General features: G+C 65.5%; 15 protein-coding genes. 9 read left to right on the plus strand and 6 right to left on the minus strand.

The window, feature by feature from the left end; all coding sequences use genetic code 11:
• The first annotated feature begins 12 nt into the window (after positions 1–12).
• From SO156_RS18130 to SO156_RS18140, 3 genes are read left to right on the plus strand one after another with little or no spacing between them, the layout of a single operon-like run.
• On the plus strand, positions 13–504 hold the full coding sequence (locus SO156_RS18130) for a (2Fe-2S)-binding protein (protein WP_458147460.1): 492 nt from the start codon (positions 13–15) through the stop codon (positions 502–504).
• Entirely contained in the window at positions 501–1550 is a 1050-nt protein-coding gene (locus tag SO156_RS18135) for an FAD binding domain-containing protein (RefSeq protein WP_498535748.1), read from the plus strand. The genes SO156_RS18130 and SO156_RS18135 overlap by 4 nt, the downstream gene beginning before the upstream one ends.
• A complete protein-coding gene (locus SO156_RS18140) occupies positions 1543–3804 on the plus strand; it encodes a xanthine dehydrogenase family protein molybdopterin-binding subunit (RefSeq protein ID WP_498535749.1) in 2262 nt (753 codons plus the stop codon). Before SO156_RS18135 ends, SO156_RS18140 begins: the two co-directional genes overlap by 8 nt.
• 183 nt (positions 3805–3987) lie before the next feature.
• Here SO156_RS18140 and SO156_RS18145 read toward each other — a convergent pair whose 3' ends face one another.
• Positions 3988–4536 carry a cupin domain-containing protein gene (locus SO156_RS18145; RefSeq protein ID WP_027552747.1) on the minus strand — a complete coding sequence of 183 codons (549 nt, stop codon included), beginning with the start codon at positions 4534–4536 and terminating at the stop codon, positions 3988–3990.
• Between the two features lie 146 nt (positions 4537–4682).
• On the opposite strand from SO156_RS18145, the gene aptA reads away from it, so the two are divergent.
• Both aptA and SO156_RS18155 read left to right on the plus strand, forming a co-directional pair.
• The gene (gene aptA / locus SO156_RS18150; RefSeq protein ID WP_458147463.1) at positions 4683–6011 is read left to right on the plus strand and encodes an omega-aminotransferase AptA; all 1329 of its coding nucleotides are present in this window, start codon (positions 4683–4685) and stop codon (positions 6009–6011) included.
• Positions 6012–6185: 174 nt separating this feature from the next.
• On the plus strand, positions 6186–7451 hold the full coding sequence (locus SO156_RS18155) for a D-amino acid dehydrogenase (protein WP_498535750.1): 1266 nt from the start codon (positions 6186–6188) through the stop codon (positions 7449–7451).
• 93 nt (positions 7452–7544) lie between these two features.
• Here the strand turns inward: SO156_RS18155 and SO156_RS18160 are convergent, their stop codons facing one another.
• Complete coding sequence (locus SO156_RS18160) at positions 7545–8183, minus strand: helix-turn-helix domain-containing protein (RefSeq protein ID WP_498535751.1); 639 nt, start codon at positions 8181–8183, stop codon at positions 7545–7547.
• 185 nt (positions 8184–8368) lie between these two features.
• Between SO156_RS18160 and SO156_RS18165 the strand changes: the two genes are divergently transcribed.
• Genes SO156_RS18165 through SO156_RS18180 form a run of 4 tightly spaced genes read left to right on the plus strand, consistent with a single transcriptional unit; the run spans position 8369 to position 11809 of the window.
• Positions 8369–9121 carry an ABC transporter substrate-binding protein gene (locus tag SO156_RS18165; protein WP_498535752.1) on the plus strand — a complete coding sequence of 251 codons (753 nt, stop codon included), beginning with the start codon at positions 8369–8371 and terminating at the stop codon, positions 9119–9121.
• Positions 9122–9127: 6 nt separating this feature from the next.
• A complete protein-coding gene (locus tag SO156_RS18170; protein WP_458147467.1) occupies positions 9128–9781 on the plus strand; it encodes an amino acid ABC transporter permease in 654 nt (217 codons plus the stop codon).
• On the plus strand, positions 9778–10509 hold the full coding sequence (locus SO156_RS18175; RefSeq protein WP_498535753.1) for an amino acid ABC transporter ATP-binding protein: 732 nt from the start codon (positions 9778–9780) through the stop codon (positions 10507–10509). Before SO156_RS18170 ends, SO156_RS18175 begins: the two co-directional genes overlap by 4 nt.
• A gap of 13 nt (positions 10510–10522) precedes the next feature.
• Positions 10523–11809 carry an NAD(P)/FAD-dependent oxidoreductase gene (locus tag SO156_RS18180; protein ID WP_498535754.1) on the plus strand — a complete coding sequence of 429 codons (1287 nt, stop codon included), beginning with the start codon at positions 10523–10525 and terminating at the stop codon, positions 11807–11809.
• Between the two features lie 262 nt (positions 11810–12071).
• On the opposite strand, the gene SO156_RS18185 is transcribed toward SO156_RS18180, so the two are convergent.
• The 4 genes from SO156_RS18185 to SO156_RS18200 all read right to left on the minus strand — a co-directional run bounded on the left by SO156_RS18185 (position 12072) and on the right by SO156_RS18200 (position 15156).
• The gene (locus tag SO156_RS18185; protein ID WP_498535755.1) at positions 12072–13661 is read right to left on the minus strand and encodes a gamma-glutamyltransferase; all 1590 of its coding nucleotides are present in this window, start codon (positions 13659–13661) and stop codon (positions 12072–12074) included.
• A 137-nt stretch (positions 13662–13798) separates the two neighbouring features.
• On the minus strand, positions 13799–14614 hold the full coding sequence (locus SO156_RS18190) for an arylamine N-acetyltransferase family protein (RefSeq protein ID WP_498535756.1): 816 nt from the start codon (positions 14612–14614) through the stop codon (positions 13799–13801).
• Between the two features lie 121 nt (positions 14615–14735).
• A complete protein-coding gene (locus SO156_RS18195; protein ID WP_458147471.1) occupies positions 14736–14912 on the minus strand; it encodes a hypothetical protein in 177 nt (58 codons plus the stop codon).
• Between the two features lie 10 nt (positions 14913–14922).
• Positions 14923–15156 carry a DUF6894 family protein gene (locus tag SO156_RS18200; protein ID WP_498535757.1) on the minus strand — a complete coding sequence of 78 codons (234 nt, stop codon included), beginning with the start codon at positions 15154–15156 and terminating at the stop codon, positions 14923–14925.
• Between the last annotated feature and the right edge of the window lie 199 nt (positions 15157–15355).

Below are 15355 nucleotides of genomic sequence, written 5' to 3' on the forward strand. Positions count from 1 at the left end.
TCGGAGCCCTGTATGACCCACTCCATCAGCCTCACCGTAAACGGTGTGCGGCGCGATTTCCAACTCGACGATCCCAGAGTCACGCTGCTCGATCTCTTGCGTGAGCGTCTGGAACTGACCGGAACCAAGAAGGGATGCGACCGCGGCCAGTGCGGCGCCTGCACCATCCTGGTCGACGGCAAGCGGATCAACTCCTGCCTCGCGCTCGCCGTCAGCCATGACGGCGCCGACATCCTCACCATCGAAGGCATTGCGCGCGGCGACCAGCTTCATCCCGTGCAGGCGGCCTTCATCGCCCATGACGGCTTTCAATGCGGCTTCTGCACGCCCGGCCAGATCATGAGCGCGATCGGGATGATGCGGGAGGCGCAGGCGGGCGATGATCCCGAACGTATCAGGGAATGCATGAGCGGCAATCTCTGCCGCTGCGGCGCCTATGCCGGCATCGTCGATGCCGTGCTCGAGGTGCAGACCGGTGAAGCCAACCAGAGGCGCTCCGCATGAAGCCGTTCGATTACGTCAGGCCTGCGACCATCGCCGAGGCCGTCACCGCCGCCGCGCAGCCCGGCGCGACCTATCTTGCCGCCGGCACCAATCTGCTCGACCTGATGAAGGGCGGCGTCAGCCGTCCGGATCGTCTGGTCGATGTCACGCACCTGAAGGGGCTCGACCGGATCGAGCATCTCCCAGACGGCAGCCTGCGTATCGGCGCGCTCGTTCGTAATGCCGATCTCGCGCATGACCCCGCGTTTGCAAAAGCCTATCCGGAGATTGCCGAAGCGCTGTTGTCGGGCGCCTCGGCGCAATTGCGCAATGCCGCGACCGTCGGCGGCAATCTCCTGCAACGGACGCGCTGTGCGTATTTCTATGACCCCGCCAGCCGCTGCAACCGGCGCGAGGCCGGCAGCGGTTGCGACGCGCGCGGCGGCGAGAACCGGCTGCATGCGGTGCTCGGCTGGAGCGAGGGCTGCATCGCCACGCATCCCTCAGACTTCTGCGTGCCACTTCTCGCACTCGACGCCATCGTCGAGATCGAAGGCAAGGGCGGTCGGCGCGAGCTGCCGCTCGATGCGCTGCACCTTTTGCCGGGCGCAACGCCCGAGCACGAGACGGCGCTCGAGCCCGGTGATCTGATCGTGGCGGTGCGCCTGCCGGCCGCAGCCCGCGATTTCGCCAGCCATGCGCGCTATCTCAAGGTCCGCGAGCGCACCTCCTATGCCTTTGCCGTGGTATCCGCCGCGGCAGCGCTGAGGATCGAGAACGGCAAGATCAGCGATGCCCGGCTTGCGCTCGGCGGTGTCGCCGCAAAGCCCTGGCGCGCCCGCGCTGCCGAAGCGGTGCTGAAAGGTGCCACGCCCGAGCCGTCCGCCTTCCGCGAAGCCGCGCAAGCTGCGCTCGCTGATGCAAGGCCGTCCGGCGACAACGCCTTCAAGATCGAGCTCGCGCGCCGCATCGTCGTGCGCGCGCTGACCCTTGCCGCCGCTGGAACGCCCGCGCGCATTCCAGCGCTGCCGGCCTCTCCCTTTGCTTCCGGAGCCCTGCATGCCTGAGATCAGCCTCACCTCCGCCCCCGCTCACATCCGCCATGGCTCGAACATGGGCCAGCCGCTGACCCGCCGTGATGGCGTTCTGAAGGTCAAGGGGCAGGCCGCCTACGCCGCGGACCATCATCCGCCCGGTATGCTGTTTGCGGTGATCGCTGTGTCCAGCATCGCGCGCGGCCGCGTGACAGCGCTCGACGTCGCGGCGGCCAGAGGCCACAAGGGCGTGGTCGAGGTCATGACGTCGAAGCACAAGCCCGAGCTCGCGATCGACCCCGACATCAAGACCAACCCGTTCGTATTCCGGATGGAGGTCCTGCAGAGCGATGAGATCCGCTACGCCAACCAGCCGGTCGCCGTCGTGATCGCGGAGACGCTGGAGGCGGCCACCGAGGGCGCAGCGCTGCTGGCGCCGCGCTATGATGCGCTAAACCCTCGCGTCGGTCTCGATGCCGGCGAAGCGTTCGCACCGCCCGTCGTCGGTGTTGGCAATCCTGCACAGGTGCAGCATGGCGATGTTGACGCCGGGATCGCCGCGGCCGCAAAGCGGTTAGAGGTGACCTACGAGACGCCGCCGCAATACCACAACGCCATGGAGCCGCACGCGATCGTCGCTAGCTGGGACGGCGACACGCTCTCGATCGATACGCCGAGCCAGGCCATGGTGATGGCGCGCGCCCGCGTCGCCGAGCTGTTCGGCATCGCGCCGGACAAGATCCGGATCCGCAGCCCGTTCCTCGGTGGCGGTTTCGGCTCGAAGGGATTTTTGACGGGACCGCAGATTCTCGGCGTCATGGCGGCGAAGCTGGTCGGCAAGCCGGTGAAGCTCGTGCTGCGCCGAGAGCAGATGTACGGCCCGGTCGGCCATCGTGCGCCGACGCGGCAGCGCTTGCGGATGGGCGTCGACGCGGACGGGCGCTTCACCGCGATCGATCACCACGCGAAGACGGTGTCGAGCAGCTATGACGATTTCTACGAGCCCGCCGCGGACGCATCGCATACGCTCTATGCGAGCCCCGCGATCAGGACCTCGCACGAGGCAGCGCGTGTCGACACCGGCACGCCGTTGTTCATGCGCGCGCCCGGCGAAGCGACGGGATCGATCGCGCTCGAAAGCGCGATCGACGAGATGGCGCTCGCCTGCGGCATGGACCCGCTCGCCTTCCGCCTGAAGAACTATGCCGAGGTCGAGCCGACCACCGGCAAGCCGTTCTCCTCAAAGGCGCTGCGCGCCTGTTACGAGCAGGGCGCGGCGCGCTTCGGCTGGAGAAGCCGCCCGCTTGCGGCGCGGCAGATGCGCGATGACTCCGGTCTCCTGGTTGGCTGGGGCATGGGGACGGCGACTTTCCCCGCGCTGATGTTCCAGGCCGAGGCGCGCGCGGCGATCCGCCGCGATGGCACCGGCGTGATGGAGATCGGCGCGCACGACATGGGGCAGGGCGCCTGGACCGCGCTCGCCCAGATCGCGGCTGATGGCCTCGGCCTCGATGTCGATCGCGTTGAGTTTCGCTCCGGTACCTCCGATCTGCCCGATGGTGGCATTGCCGGCGGCTCGGCGCATACGGCGACCGCGGGCAACGCGATCCACAATGCCGGCGCGGCCGTAATTGCGAAGCTCGCCGATCTCGCAACCCGTGACGAGCGTTCGCCGCTGTTCGGCGCCGGCAATGCCGGCGTGATCGCGCGCGATGGAAAACTGTTCCGGCGCGACGACGAGAGCCGCGGCGAGAGCTATGCCGACATCCTCGCGCGGGCCGGCCTTGCCGAGGTCGATGCGCGCGGCACCGGCGCACCGAATCCGACGGCGCAGACCGACTATGCCATGCATGCGCACGGCGCGGTCTTTGCCGAGGTGAAGGTCGATCCCGAGCTCGGGCAGATCCGGGTCTCGCGCATGGTCGGCGCGTTCGCCGCGGGCCGCATCATCAATCCGCATCTGGTGCGAAGTCAGCTTGCCGGCGGCATGATCTGGGGCCTGTCCTTTGCGTTGCACGAGGAGGCCATCATCGACCGGCGCAGCGGCCGGATCATGAACGCCAATCTCGGCGAGTACCACATCCCCGTGAATGCCGACGTGCCACCGATGGACGTGCTGACGGTCGAGGAGCACGATCCGCACGTCAACGCGCTCGGCATCAAGGGCGTCGGCGAGATCGGCATCACCGGCAGCGCCGGCGCGGTGGCGAACGCCGTATGGCATGCGACCGGCGTGCGCGTGCGCCGCTTCCCGATCCGGATCGAGGAGATGTTGACGCCGCTGTGAGATGCTTTGTTCACCTCTCCCGCTTGCGGGAGAGGTCGACGCGCTCGGCAGCGCACTTGCGCGCCTGAGCGCGGCGGGTGAGGGCTCTCTCCTTTGAGGGAGTCTTTCTGCCGAGACACCCTCTCCCCAGCCCTCTCCCGCAAGCGGGAGAGGGGGCGCAGCATCTCCGCGGCCGCTATCTCCTCAGAACGTCGGCGGCGTGCAGGCCGAGATCACCTCGCATGGCTTGCCGCCGACGCAGCGGAAGCGGTGCGGCCTGCGGCTTTCGAAATAATAGGCATCTCCCGGGTTGAGGATGCGCCGCTCGTCCTCCACCGTGACCTCGAGCTTGCCGGAGATCACGACGCCGCCTTCCTCGCCGTCATGCACCAGCGGCACGCGGCCGGTGTCGCTGCCCGGCTCGTAGCGCTCTTTGAGGATCTGCAGGCTCCGGCCGAACAGATTGTCGCCGACCTGGCGGTAGGAGATCGGCTTCTTGCCGACCTCGGTCAGCTCCTCGGCGCGATAGAAGATCTTGCGCCGCGTCTCCGGCTCCAGCGCGAAGAACTCGGCGAGGCCCATCGGAATGCCGTCGAGGATGCGCTTGAGCGCGCCGACGGACGGGTTCATCTGGTTGGATTCGATCAGCGAGATCGTCGAATTGGTGACGCCGGAACGCTTGGCGAGTTCGCGCTGCGACAGCTTGTGGCGCGCCCGGATGAATCGCAGCCGTCCACCGATGTCGACGCTCATGGGCAAATCCCTGTTGCAGGTGTTGCGGATCGCGCAAATATGGACCGGCCGCCCCAGCTAGATCAATGGGTTGCGGCCGTGCAGAAAAGGGCTTGTTGCGCTTCTAAAGCCGTGGCTCTGCTTCCGGGTCAGCAAAGGAGCGGCCCGTGACCCTTCACCAGATTCCGAACACCATCAAGACCGATTCGCACTGGATGCCGTTCACGGCCAACCGGCAGTTCAAGAAGGCGCCGCGCCTGTTCTCCTCGGCCGAGGGCATGCATTACACCACCGTCGACGGTCGCAAGGTGATCGACGGCTCGGCGGGCCTGTGGTGCGTCAACGCCGGCCATGGCCGCAAGCAGATTGCGGCAGCGGTCGAGAAGCAGCTCATGACGCTCGATTTCGCGCCGTCGTTCAATATGGGTCATCCGCTTTCGTTCGACTTCGCCGAGCGGCTCGCGGAGATCGCGCCAAAGGGCCTCGATCGCATCTTCTTCACCAACTCCGGCTCCGAGTCGGTCGACACTGCGCTCAAGATCGCGCTCGCCTATCATCGCGCCACCGGCCAGTCGAGCCGCACCCGCCTGATCGGCCGCGAGCGCGGCTATCACGGCGTCGGCTTCGGCGGCATGTCGGTCGGCGGCATGGTGGCGAACCGCCGCGCCTTTGCGACCCATCTGCCGGGCGTCGATCACATCCGCCACACCCATGATCTCACCCGCAACGCCTTTGCCAAGGACCAGCCGGCCCATGGCGCCGAGCTTGCCGACGATCTCGAGCGCCTCGTCGCGCTGCACGGCGCCGAGACGATCGCCGCCGTCATCGTCGAGCCGGTGCCGGGCTCGACCGCGGTGCTGCCCCCGCCGCAGGGCTATCTCAAGCGCCTGCGCGAGATCTGCGACAAGCACGGCATCCTCCTGATCTTCGACGAGGTCATCACCGGCTTCGGCCGCCTGGGTACGCCGTTCGCCGCCAATTTCTTCGGCGTCACGCCGGACCTGATGACGACGGCCAAGGGCATCACCAATGGCACCGTGCCCTGCGGCGCCGTGTTCGCGAGCCGCAAGGTGCATGACGGCGTGATGACCGGCCCGGAGGGCCAGATCGAGCTGTTCCACGGCTACACCTATTCGGCGCACCCGGTGGCCTGTGCCGCCGGCATCGCGACGCTCGACATCTACAAGGACGAGGGCCTGCTCACCCGTGGCGCAGGGATCGCCGACTACTGGCGCGATGCGCTGCATCAGCTGAAGGGGCTGCCGAACGTCGTCGACATCCGCAATTGCGGCCTGATGGGCGCGGTCGAGGTCGCACCGCGTGATGGCGCGGTCGGCGCGCGCGGCTATGACATCATGGTCGATTGCTTCAACACCGGTCTTTACCTGCGCATGAGCGGCGACTCCTTTGCGATGTCGCCGCCCCTGATCGTCGAAAAGAGCCACATCGACCAGATTGTCTCGATTCTCGGCGACGCCATCAAACGCGTGGCCTGATAATTGCTCTCGCGGTTCTCGACCAGTTGTTCTTGCTAAAGCGCGATGAAATTGAGATGAATCGTCATCGCGCTTTAGGTTGTTGTTTGAGCATGATCTTTTCGGAAAACCGCTTCACACTTTTCCGGATCATGCTCTAGCGGCGCGACATACGCCGCGGGAGTGGTGTCAAACGTGAAAGTCCTGATCCTCGGCAGCGGTGTCATCGGTGTCACCTCTGCCTATTATCTCGCGCGTGCCGGCCATGAGGTGACGGTCGTCGACCGTCAAGGCGAGCCGGCGCTCGAAACGTCCTTTGCCAATGCCGGCGAGGTCTCGCCCGGCTATTCCTCGCCGTGGGCCGGTCCCGGCGTGCCGGTGAAGGCGATCAAATGGCTCTTGATGAAGCATGGTCCGCTGGTGATCCGGCCCAAGGTCGATCCCGTGATGTGGGTCTGGCTGCTCAAGATGCTGCGCAACTGCACGTCCGCGCGCTATGCCGTCAACAAGAGCCGGATGATCCCGATCGCGGAATATAGCCGCGATTGCCTGCGCGCGCTGCGCCGGGACATCGGCATTCAATATGACGAGCGCTCGAAGGGGACGCTCCAGCTGTTCCGCTACCAGGCGCAGCTCGACGGCACGGCTGAGGATATCGCCGTGCTCAAGCAGTATGGCGTGCCCTACGAGGTGCTCAATCGTGAGGGCTGCATCGCGGCAGAGCCCGCACTCGCCGGCGTGAAGGAAAAGTTCGTCGGCGGCCTTCGGCTGCCCGAGGACGAGACCGGCGACTGCCACATGTTCACGCAGGCGCTGGCCGCAGAGGCCGAAAAGCTCGGCGTGCGCTTCATGTTCAACACGTCCATCGACGGCATCGTCACGGACGCCTCGCGTGTCACCGGTGTGGCGACCGGTGCCGGCCTGTTGCAGGCGGATGCCTATGTCGTCGCGCTCGGAAGCTGGTCGTCGCGCCTCGTTGCTCCCCTCGGGATTTCCTTGCCGGTCTATCCGGTGAAGGGCTATTCGATCACGGTGCCGATCAAGGATGCTTCCGGCGCGCCGGAATCGACCGTGATGGACGAGAGCTACAAAGTTGCGATCACGCGGCTTGGCAATCGCATCCGCGTCGGCGGCACCGCGGAGATCTCCGGCTATTCCGACAAGCTCTACGCCGCGCGCCGCGCCACGCTCGATCACTCGGTGTCGGATCTGTTCCCGCGCGGTGGCGATCTCTCCAAGGCCACGTTCTGGAGCGGTCTGCGACCGATGACGCCCGACGGCCCGCCCGTGATCGGCGCCACGCGCTATCCGAATCTCCATCTCAATACCGGCCACGGCACGCTTGGCTGGACCATGTCCTGTGGCTCGGGCCGCGTGCTCGCGGACATGCTGTCGGGCAAGAAGCCGGAAATCGATACGAGCGAGCTGACGCTGGATCGTTACAATCACCGGTTTGGGTGATTTGCGCTGTCATTCCGGGGCGCCTCGAAGAGGCGAACCCGGAATCTCGAGATTCCGGGTTCGATGCTTCGCATCGCCCCGGAATGACGCAGATTAGCTCGTCCCAGTCACGCAGTTTACCCACAGCACGACTGCCTTCGCATCATCAGCCGGGTTGGAAAACCGGTGCGGCCGCCGGCTTGCAAACCGAAAACTATCGCCCGTCTTCAGCGACCATGTCTCCGTATCCACCGTCAGCATCATCTCGCCTTCGAGCACGAGGCCGGCCTCTTCGCCGTCATGGGTGTAGAGCTCATCGCCGGTCGAGCCACCGGGCTCGAGATGTACCAGGAACAGGTTGAGCCGGTTCTCGGCGCCCGCGGCGCTCAGCAGCTGTTTCGAAATGCCGGTGCGCCAGAGCTTCAGCTCCGGACGTTGCATACCGCGCGTCACCACGGAATCCGATGTGCCGTCCGTGCTCGGGCTCGCGCCGAACAGCGCGGCGATGCCGACCCCGAGCACGTCGGCGAGCGTCGCAAGCACGCGCAGCGATGGCGAGGACAGGCCGCGCTCGATCTGGCTGAGGAAGCCGATCGACAGCGACGTGCGCTCGGCGATCGTCTCAAGTGAGAGCTGCCGTATCCGCCTGAGATCGCGGATGCGGCGTCCTACCGCGACGTCCATCGCCGGCTCGGCCGGCTTGGCGACGGCTTTTGCCCTCTTCACCGCCTTCACGGCGGCCGGTTTGCGCATTCTTTTGCCACCGCTCACTTCAAACCGCTTCCTTCATGTGCATGAAAACCGCTTGCATCACCCGCGAAAGTGTGACCAAATTTTCATATTGGTGAAAATAAGCCGAAACGGCCTGACCCGCAACATCTGCCCTCACAAGCTGCGCGGGTGCGCAGCCATCGGCCGAACCCAACAGGGGGATTGCGATGAAGCGTTTCGTTCAGGCCGCGGTCGCGGCGCTCGCCCTTGCAGCCAGCATGCCGGCATCCGCGCAGCAGGTGCTGAAGGTCGGCTCGACCCCGACGGGCATTCCCTTCACCTTCCTCGACACCAAGACCAACACCATCCAGGGCGTCATGGTCGATCTCATCACCGAGGTCGGCAAGGACGCCGGCCTCAACGTCCAGATCGAGCCGATGCAGTTCTCGGCGCTGATCCCCTCGCTGACCTCGAACAAGATCGACATCATTGCCGCCGCAATGTTCATCACCGCGCCGCGCAAGGAGGTGATCGACTTCTCCGATCCGATCTACACCTATGGCGAAGGCCTGGTGGTGCCGAGGAGCGACACCAAGGCCTATACCTCGCAGGAGGATCTGAAGGGTGAAGTCGTCGGCGCCCAGGTCGGCACCGCCTTCGTCGACGCGCTGAAGAAATCGGGCCTGTTCAGCGACGTGAAGGCCTACGACACCATTCCCGACATCCTGCGTGACGTGAACGCCGCGCGCCTCAAGGCCGGCTTCGCCGACTATCCGATCCTCGCCTACAACCTCAAGCAGGGTGGCTTCCCCGAGGTGCGCCTCGTTGCGAGCTACAAGCCCGTGACCGTCGGCTCGGTCGGCATCGGCGTGCGCAAGAGCGACACCGAGCTGCTCGGCAAGATCAATGCCTCGCTCGGCCGGCTGAAGGCCAACGGCACCGTGGACAAGATTCTTGCCAAATGGGGCCTGAAGGGCTGATCGCCGATGCAGGGCTTTTGGCGCGACACCGTCGAGTTCTTCCCGATCCTCCTCAACGGCGTCGCGCTCACGATCGTCGTCACCATCGGCTCGCTGATCCTCTCGACGCTGCTCGGGCTGGTCTGGGCCCTGATGCGGGTCTCCGGCATCGGCTTCCTGTCGGGCCTGAGCGCCAGCGTGATCAACGTGATCCGCGGCATCCCGATCATCGTGCTGCTGTTCTATCTCTATTTCGTGATGCCTGATCTTGGCGTCACGCTCACGGCATTGCAGGCCGCGATCCTCGGCCTCGGCATCGCCTATTCGGCCTATCAGGCGGAAAACTTCCGTGCCGGCATCGAGGCGATCGACAAGGGGCAGATCGAGGCAGCGCAGACCATCGGCATGGGCTGGTGGCTCACCATGCGTCGCGTGGTGCTGCCTCAGGCGGTGCGCATCGTGCTGCCGCCCTACGGCAACGTCATGATCATGATGCTGAAGGATTCGTCACAAGCCTCGACCATCACGGTGGCCGAGCTGGCCTTACAGGGCAAGCTGATCGCCTCCTCGACCTTCAAGAACACCAGCGTGTTCACGCTGGTGGCGCTGATGTATCTCACCATGAGCATCCCCTTGATCCTGCTCGTCCGTCATTTCGAGAAGCGGGCCGGCAAGCGATGATCGAGCTCGACGACGTCCACAAGAGCTTTGGCAAGGTCGAGGTGCTCAAGGGCATCACGGCATCCGTCGAGAAGGGCGAGGTGGTCTGCATCATCGGCCCGTCCGGCTCCGGCAAGTCGACCATCCTGCGCTGTATCAACGGGCTCGAAAGCTACGACCGCGGCGACATCAGCATCGAAGGCACGCGCGTCGATCGCAATGCGCCATCGATCGTCTCGATCCGCACGCAGGTGTCGATGGTGTTCCAGCGCTTCAACCTGTTCCCGCATCGCACGGCCCTTGAGAACGTCGTCGAGGGGCCGCTCTATGTAAAGAAGGAGCCGCGTGCCGCGGCGCTCGAGTGCGGCCGCGCGCTGCTCGCGCAAGTGGGCCTCGCCGAAAAAGCCGACATGCATCCGCCGCAGCTCTCCGGCGGCCAGCAGCAGCGCGTCGCGATCGCGCGCGCGCTCGCCATGCAGCCCAGGGCGATCCTGTTCGACGAGCCGACTTCGGCCCTCGATCCCGAACTCGTCGGCGAGGTGCTTTCGGTGATGCGCAAGCTCGCCGATGACGGCATGACCATGGTCGTCGTCACCCACGAGATGGGCTTTGCCCGCGACGTCGCTGATCGCGTGCTGTTCATCGACGGCGGCGTCATCGTCGAGCAGGGGCCGGCGAAAGCGGTGCTCAACCAACCGCAGCATGCGCGGACGCAAGACTTCTTGCGCCGCGTGCTGCATCCGCTCTGATCCGGTGTCCGACATGACCGCCCGCCTGCCTTTGCCGCCCTCGCTCTACGCCGACACCGCCGTTGCGCCGGTGGCCACGCCGCCACTCGATGCGGACAAGACCGTCTCCGTTGCCATCGTCGGCGGCGGCTACACCGGTCTGTCTACGGCGCTGCATCTGGCCGAGCAGGGTGTCGACACGCTGGTGCTGGAGGCGCAGGAGCCGGGCTGGGGCGCATCCGGCAACAATGGCGGCCACACCAATCCGGGGCTGAAGCACGATCCCGACCAGATCGAGGCCGATTTCGGCCTCTCACTCGGCCGCCGCATGATCGAATTCTCCTACGGCACGACGAATTTTACCCATGATTTGATCCGCCGTTACCAGATTCCCTGCGAGGCGCGGCAGAACGGCACACTGCGCGCTGCCTATAATGAAGCAAGCGCCGCGGCGATCGAAAGCACCGCAAAACAGTGCATTCGCCGTGGCATGCCGGTGACGCTGCTCAATCGCGAGCAACTGCGCGAGATGACCGGCAGCGATCGCTATCTCTGCGCCATGTTCGATGCGCGCGGCGGCGATCTGCATCCGCTGAGCTACGCCCGTGGCCTCGCGCGCGCCGCTATCTCGGCCGGTGCGAACGTGCACGGCGAAACCCCGGCGCTCTCCCTTCGCCGTGAAGGTACGCGTTGGCGCATCGAGACGCCGCGCGCGGTGGTACGTGCCGAAAAGGTGCTGCTCGCCACCAACGGCTTTACGGATGATCTCTGGCCCACGCTCCGCCGCACCATCGTGCCGGTGTTTTCGTCGATCGCCGCGACCGCACAGCTCTCCGACGAGGTCGCCCGTTCGATCATGCCGACGCGTCCGGTGCTCTACGAAAGCGGGCACATCACGGTCTACTATCGCATCGATCAGCAGAACCGCCTGCTGATGGGCGGCCGCGGCCCGATGCGCTGGATCAACGCGCCGTCCGATGTCGCCTATCTCATGCGCTATGCCGAGCGGCTGTGGCCGCAGCTCAGGGGCGTCGCCTGGACCCATGGCTGGAACAGCCGTCTTGCGATCACCAAGGATCACTATCCGCATGTGCACGAGCCGGCGGAGAACATCCTGATCTCGCTCGGCTGCAACGGCCGTGGTGTCGCGCTCTCCACAGCGATGGGCGCCCAGCTCGCTCGCCGCCTGATCGGCGGCAGGAGCGCCGAAATCGACATGCCCATCACAGGCATCAAGCCAATCCCGCTGCACGCCTTCTGGCCGGTCGGGGTCAAGAGCGCGGTGATCGCCGGTCGCGTGCGGGACCGGCTGGGGATCTAGCGCGCGTTTGGATTTGACGCAGGTGCGCTCGCTCTCCCGCTTGCGGGCAGGGCAATCGCATATGACGTAAGCGCTAGCGGCGCTGAAGCTTCCACATCGTCATGGCCGGGCTTGTCCCGGCCATCCACGTCTAACCCGCAGCACAAAGAACGTGGATGCCCGGGACAAGCCGGGCATGACGACCTAGTCGATGATCATATGCGATTGCCCTGTGCAAGCGGGAGAGGTGCAGCGGTGCTCGCGGCCCGATCGACTTTCCTTCTCAGCCTTCCGCCACCGCATCGGCCCACGGCTGGAAGATATCGACTGCGCCGGAATTCGTGTCGCCCTCGCGCATCACGACGGTCGGGCAGGCGAACTTCATCGGCACGGCCTGCACCTGCGTCTCCTCATAATCGAAGCGCGCCGCGAGCGCCTTGCGGGCGTCCGCGGGCAGCCGCCGATCGCCGGTCACGACGGCGCCTTCGCTGGCGTCGATGCGCGGCTGGTGGATTGCGGCATCGAGGTCCATGCCATAGTCCATCGCGAAGGAGAGGAGCTGTGTGACTGCGGGCAGGATGCGGCGGCCGCCGGAGGCGCCGACTGCGAGGCGCTTGCCGTCTCTGGTTTCGGCGATCACCGGCGTGATGTTGGTGAGGCAGCGCTTGCCGGGCGCCAGCGAATTGGTCGTGCCGGGCGTCGGGTCGAACCACATGATGCCGTTGTTCATGGGAATGCCCGAGTGCGGCGTCACGTATTTCGAGCCGAAGGTCGACAGCAGCGTCTGCGTCACCGCGGCCATGTTGCCGTGGCGATCGACCACGGAGAAATGCGTGGTACAGCCGGGCGCGAGATATTCGGCGCCGAGCGACCGCTTGCCATCGGCATCGCCCATGTCGTTGAGCCGTTCGCGATAGGCCGCTTGCAGGGCGGCGGCGTATTCAGCGTAGGCCGCAGCATCGGGTGCGCCTTCCGGCTTCAGGTTTTGTTGCAACAGGCGCAGCGCATGCGCAAGTGTCGGGCCGGCGGTGAGCTCGGGTGTCGCAAACACCTCGCCACCACGATAGGGAATTTTCAGCGGCTCGCGCAGATGGGCGCGGAAGGAGGCCAAATCCTCGACCGAGAGGGCGCCGCCATCAGCCCGGATGTCGGATGCGATACTTCTGGCTAGATCGCCCTGATAGAAGTCGCGCGGGCCCGATGCGGCAAGGTGCGACAGCGTCGCCTGCAATTTCTGCTGCGGTAACCGCGTCTCGGCCTTGATGCCCCACGGCGCATTCGGGGGCAGACCGTCGACAAGATACGCCTCGGTGCTGGCAGGATAGCGCCGCAGGTCGGCCGCCGAGCTTGCGATCATCAGCGTCGTCCACCAGTCGACCAGCAGGCCTTCGCCGGCGAGTTTTGCGCTCGGTGCGATCAGGTCCTTCCACGGTAGCCTGGCGTGGCGGCGATGGGCTTCCTCCATGCCGGCGACGACGCCGGGCACGGCGATCGAGCCCGGACCGTGGACGTTGCGGTCGTCCTTCACCCGGACCCAGGGAAAGAGGTCGGAGGCCGCGCCTTTTCCAGTGAGCGGATAATCCTCGACGCGCAGGCTTTGCGGCGCACGCATGTTGTAGTCGATCACCTCATAGCGGTTGTCGGCCGCGCGATAGAGCACCATGATGCCCCCGCCGCCCATGCCGCTCATCCAGGGCTCCAGCACGTTCAGCGCGAAGGTCGTGGCGATCACCGCATCGACGCAGTCGCCGCCGGCCGCCAGCACCTCGGCCCCGATCTCGGCCGCGCGGCGTGACTGCGCCGCGACGATGCCGCCTTTGGCGTGGCGCGCGGGTTTCCGTGGCTGCTGGGCATAGCTGAACTGGTGGGACATGGCGCTCATATTGCGTTGGATGGAATTGCACTGCGCTGGTGTGGCGACGAGAGCATGGCACATCGCGGCCAGTGATCCATGGGAAAGCGCAACATGGCAGGTGTGAAGGAGACGCAAGATGGTCGGGTAATCCGACGCTAGTCCCCGATCCGCGCAAACACCTGTTCCGCCGGCACCGGCGGCTCGACGTTGAACGTCTCATCCAGCACCCGTCGCAGCTCGTCGGCGCTGTCGATCGTGCGCTCGCTTCTGACCTCGCCGTCGCGTCCTTCGATGGTCAGCCGGCGGTTGGCGAGCTTGTAGCGCGCATCCGCTGCGACACGCTCCATGATCAGCGTGCTGGTGAAGGGCGGGATGGAGCTCGTCGAGGTGAAATAGTTGCCGAGCTCGTAGTCGGATTGAAGCTGCGGAACCAGGTCGAAGACGTACATGGTCCGCCAACCGCTGGGCTGTCTCGCACTGATCGAGAACAGGCCGTTGGTCTCGCTGATCCGGAAAGTACCCATCGCGGTGCGCTGCTCGATCTCCGTCCGGAACTGCAAGGGGCTATCCATCACGCAGACGCCGAATCCGACATCGGCGATGTAGGGACCCTCGGGCAGGTCGACCTTGAGCAGCATGTGGACCCTTGGACCCAACGGACTGTCGGGTGGCGACATCCAGCGCACGCGGCCGGACAGGCCCGTTACCGCAAAGCCGATGTGCTCGAGCGCCGCCTTGAACAGCGCATTCTGCTCGAAGCAGTAGCCGCCGCGCCGGGAGTCGACGAGCTTGGCCTGCACGGCCGGCAGATCGAGGTCGACCGGCCGGCGCAACAGCGGATTGAGCCCCTCGAACGGGATCGCGTCGACGTGAGCGCGGTGGAGTGCCGTGAGGGTCGCCAGATCCGGCTTGACCGCCGCGCCGTGGCCGATGCGTGCCAGGTAATTGTCCAAATGGAATTCATGCGACATGAAATGATCCCTGCGGCCTGAAAAGGCGGGCAGGGTAGACAAGGCCGTTTCCTGTTGGAAGCTTTAATCGTGGCGGGAGGGGGCGGGACCGGGACGGATGACGTCCTTCGATCCGGTGGGCTCAGAGCCTGCCGTCAGGCCGGCGTTTGCCGTGCCTGGCGTGCCATTTCGGCCCCGGGCCACGCATGTAATGCAGCTCGGGGCGGTAGGGATTGCCCGCGAGCTTCACCAGCGTCTGCCACCGCGAGGCGATCGCGGAGACGTGGTGGCGAAGCAGCGTGAGCGAAGCGATCAGCATGGCAAAGTCCTCAGTGCGGCCTACCGAGCATGGAGCTGAACGGCAGGTCGAAGATCTCCTCGCCGTCGTCGTCGCTGACGTGCAGGATCCAGTCGCGCCAGTCTTCGTCGCCGGGCACCATGATCATCGAGCGCATGATTTGCGCAGCGCGGTCGCGGGCCTCGGTCAGATTCGACACGGCGGTGCCGTGCCGGTCGATCAACATGCCGTCAGTATTCGAGCAGTGAAAAAAAACCTGGACCACAGCCCCCTCCTCCACGAAGCGAATCGGACGCAATCAACCCATAACACTCTGACGTTGTCGGAAATATTCGGGTTCAACCCGGTAAGGGAATTTACGGATGTTCCGATTCACGGGACGGTGAGCGCGTTACCGATTCTTAACCATCGGCTGGACGGCGCAGCGGAGCCGTGGAACTCTCGATTTGCCGGGGACCGGGGGA

It is taken from the genome of Bradyrhizobium sp. UFLA05-125 (assembly GCF_059803515.1).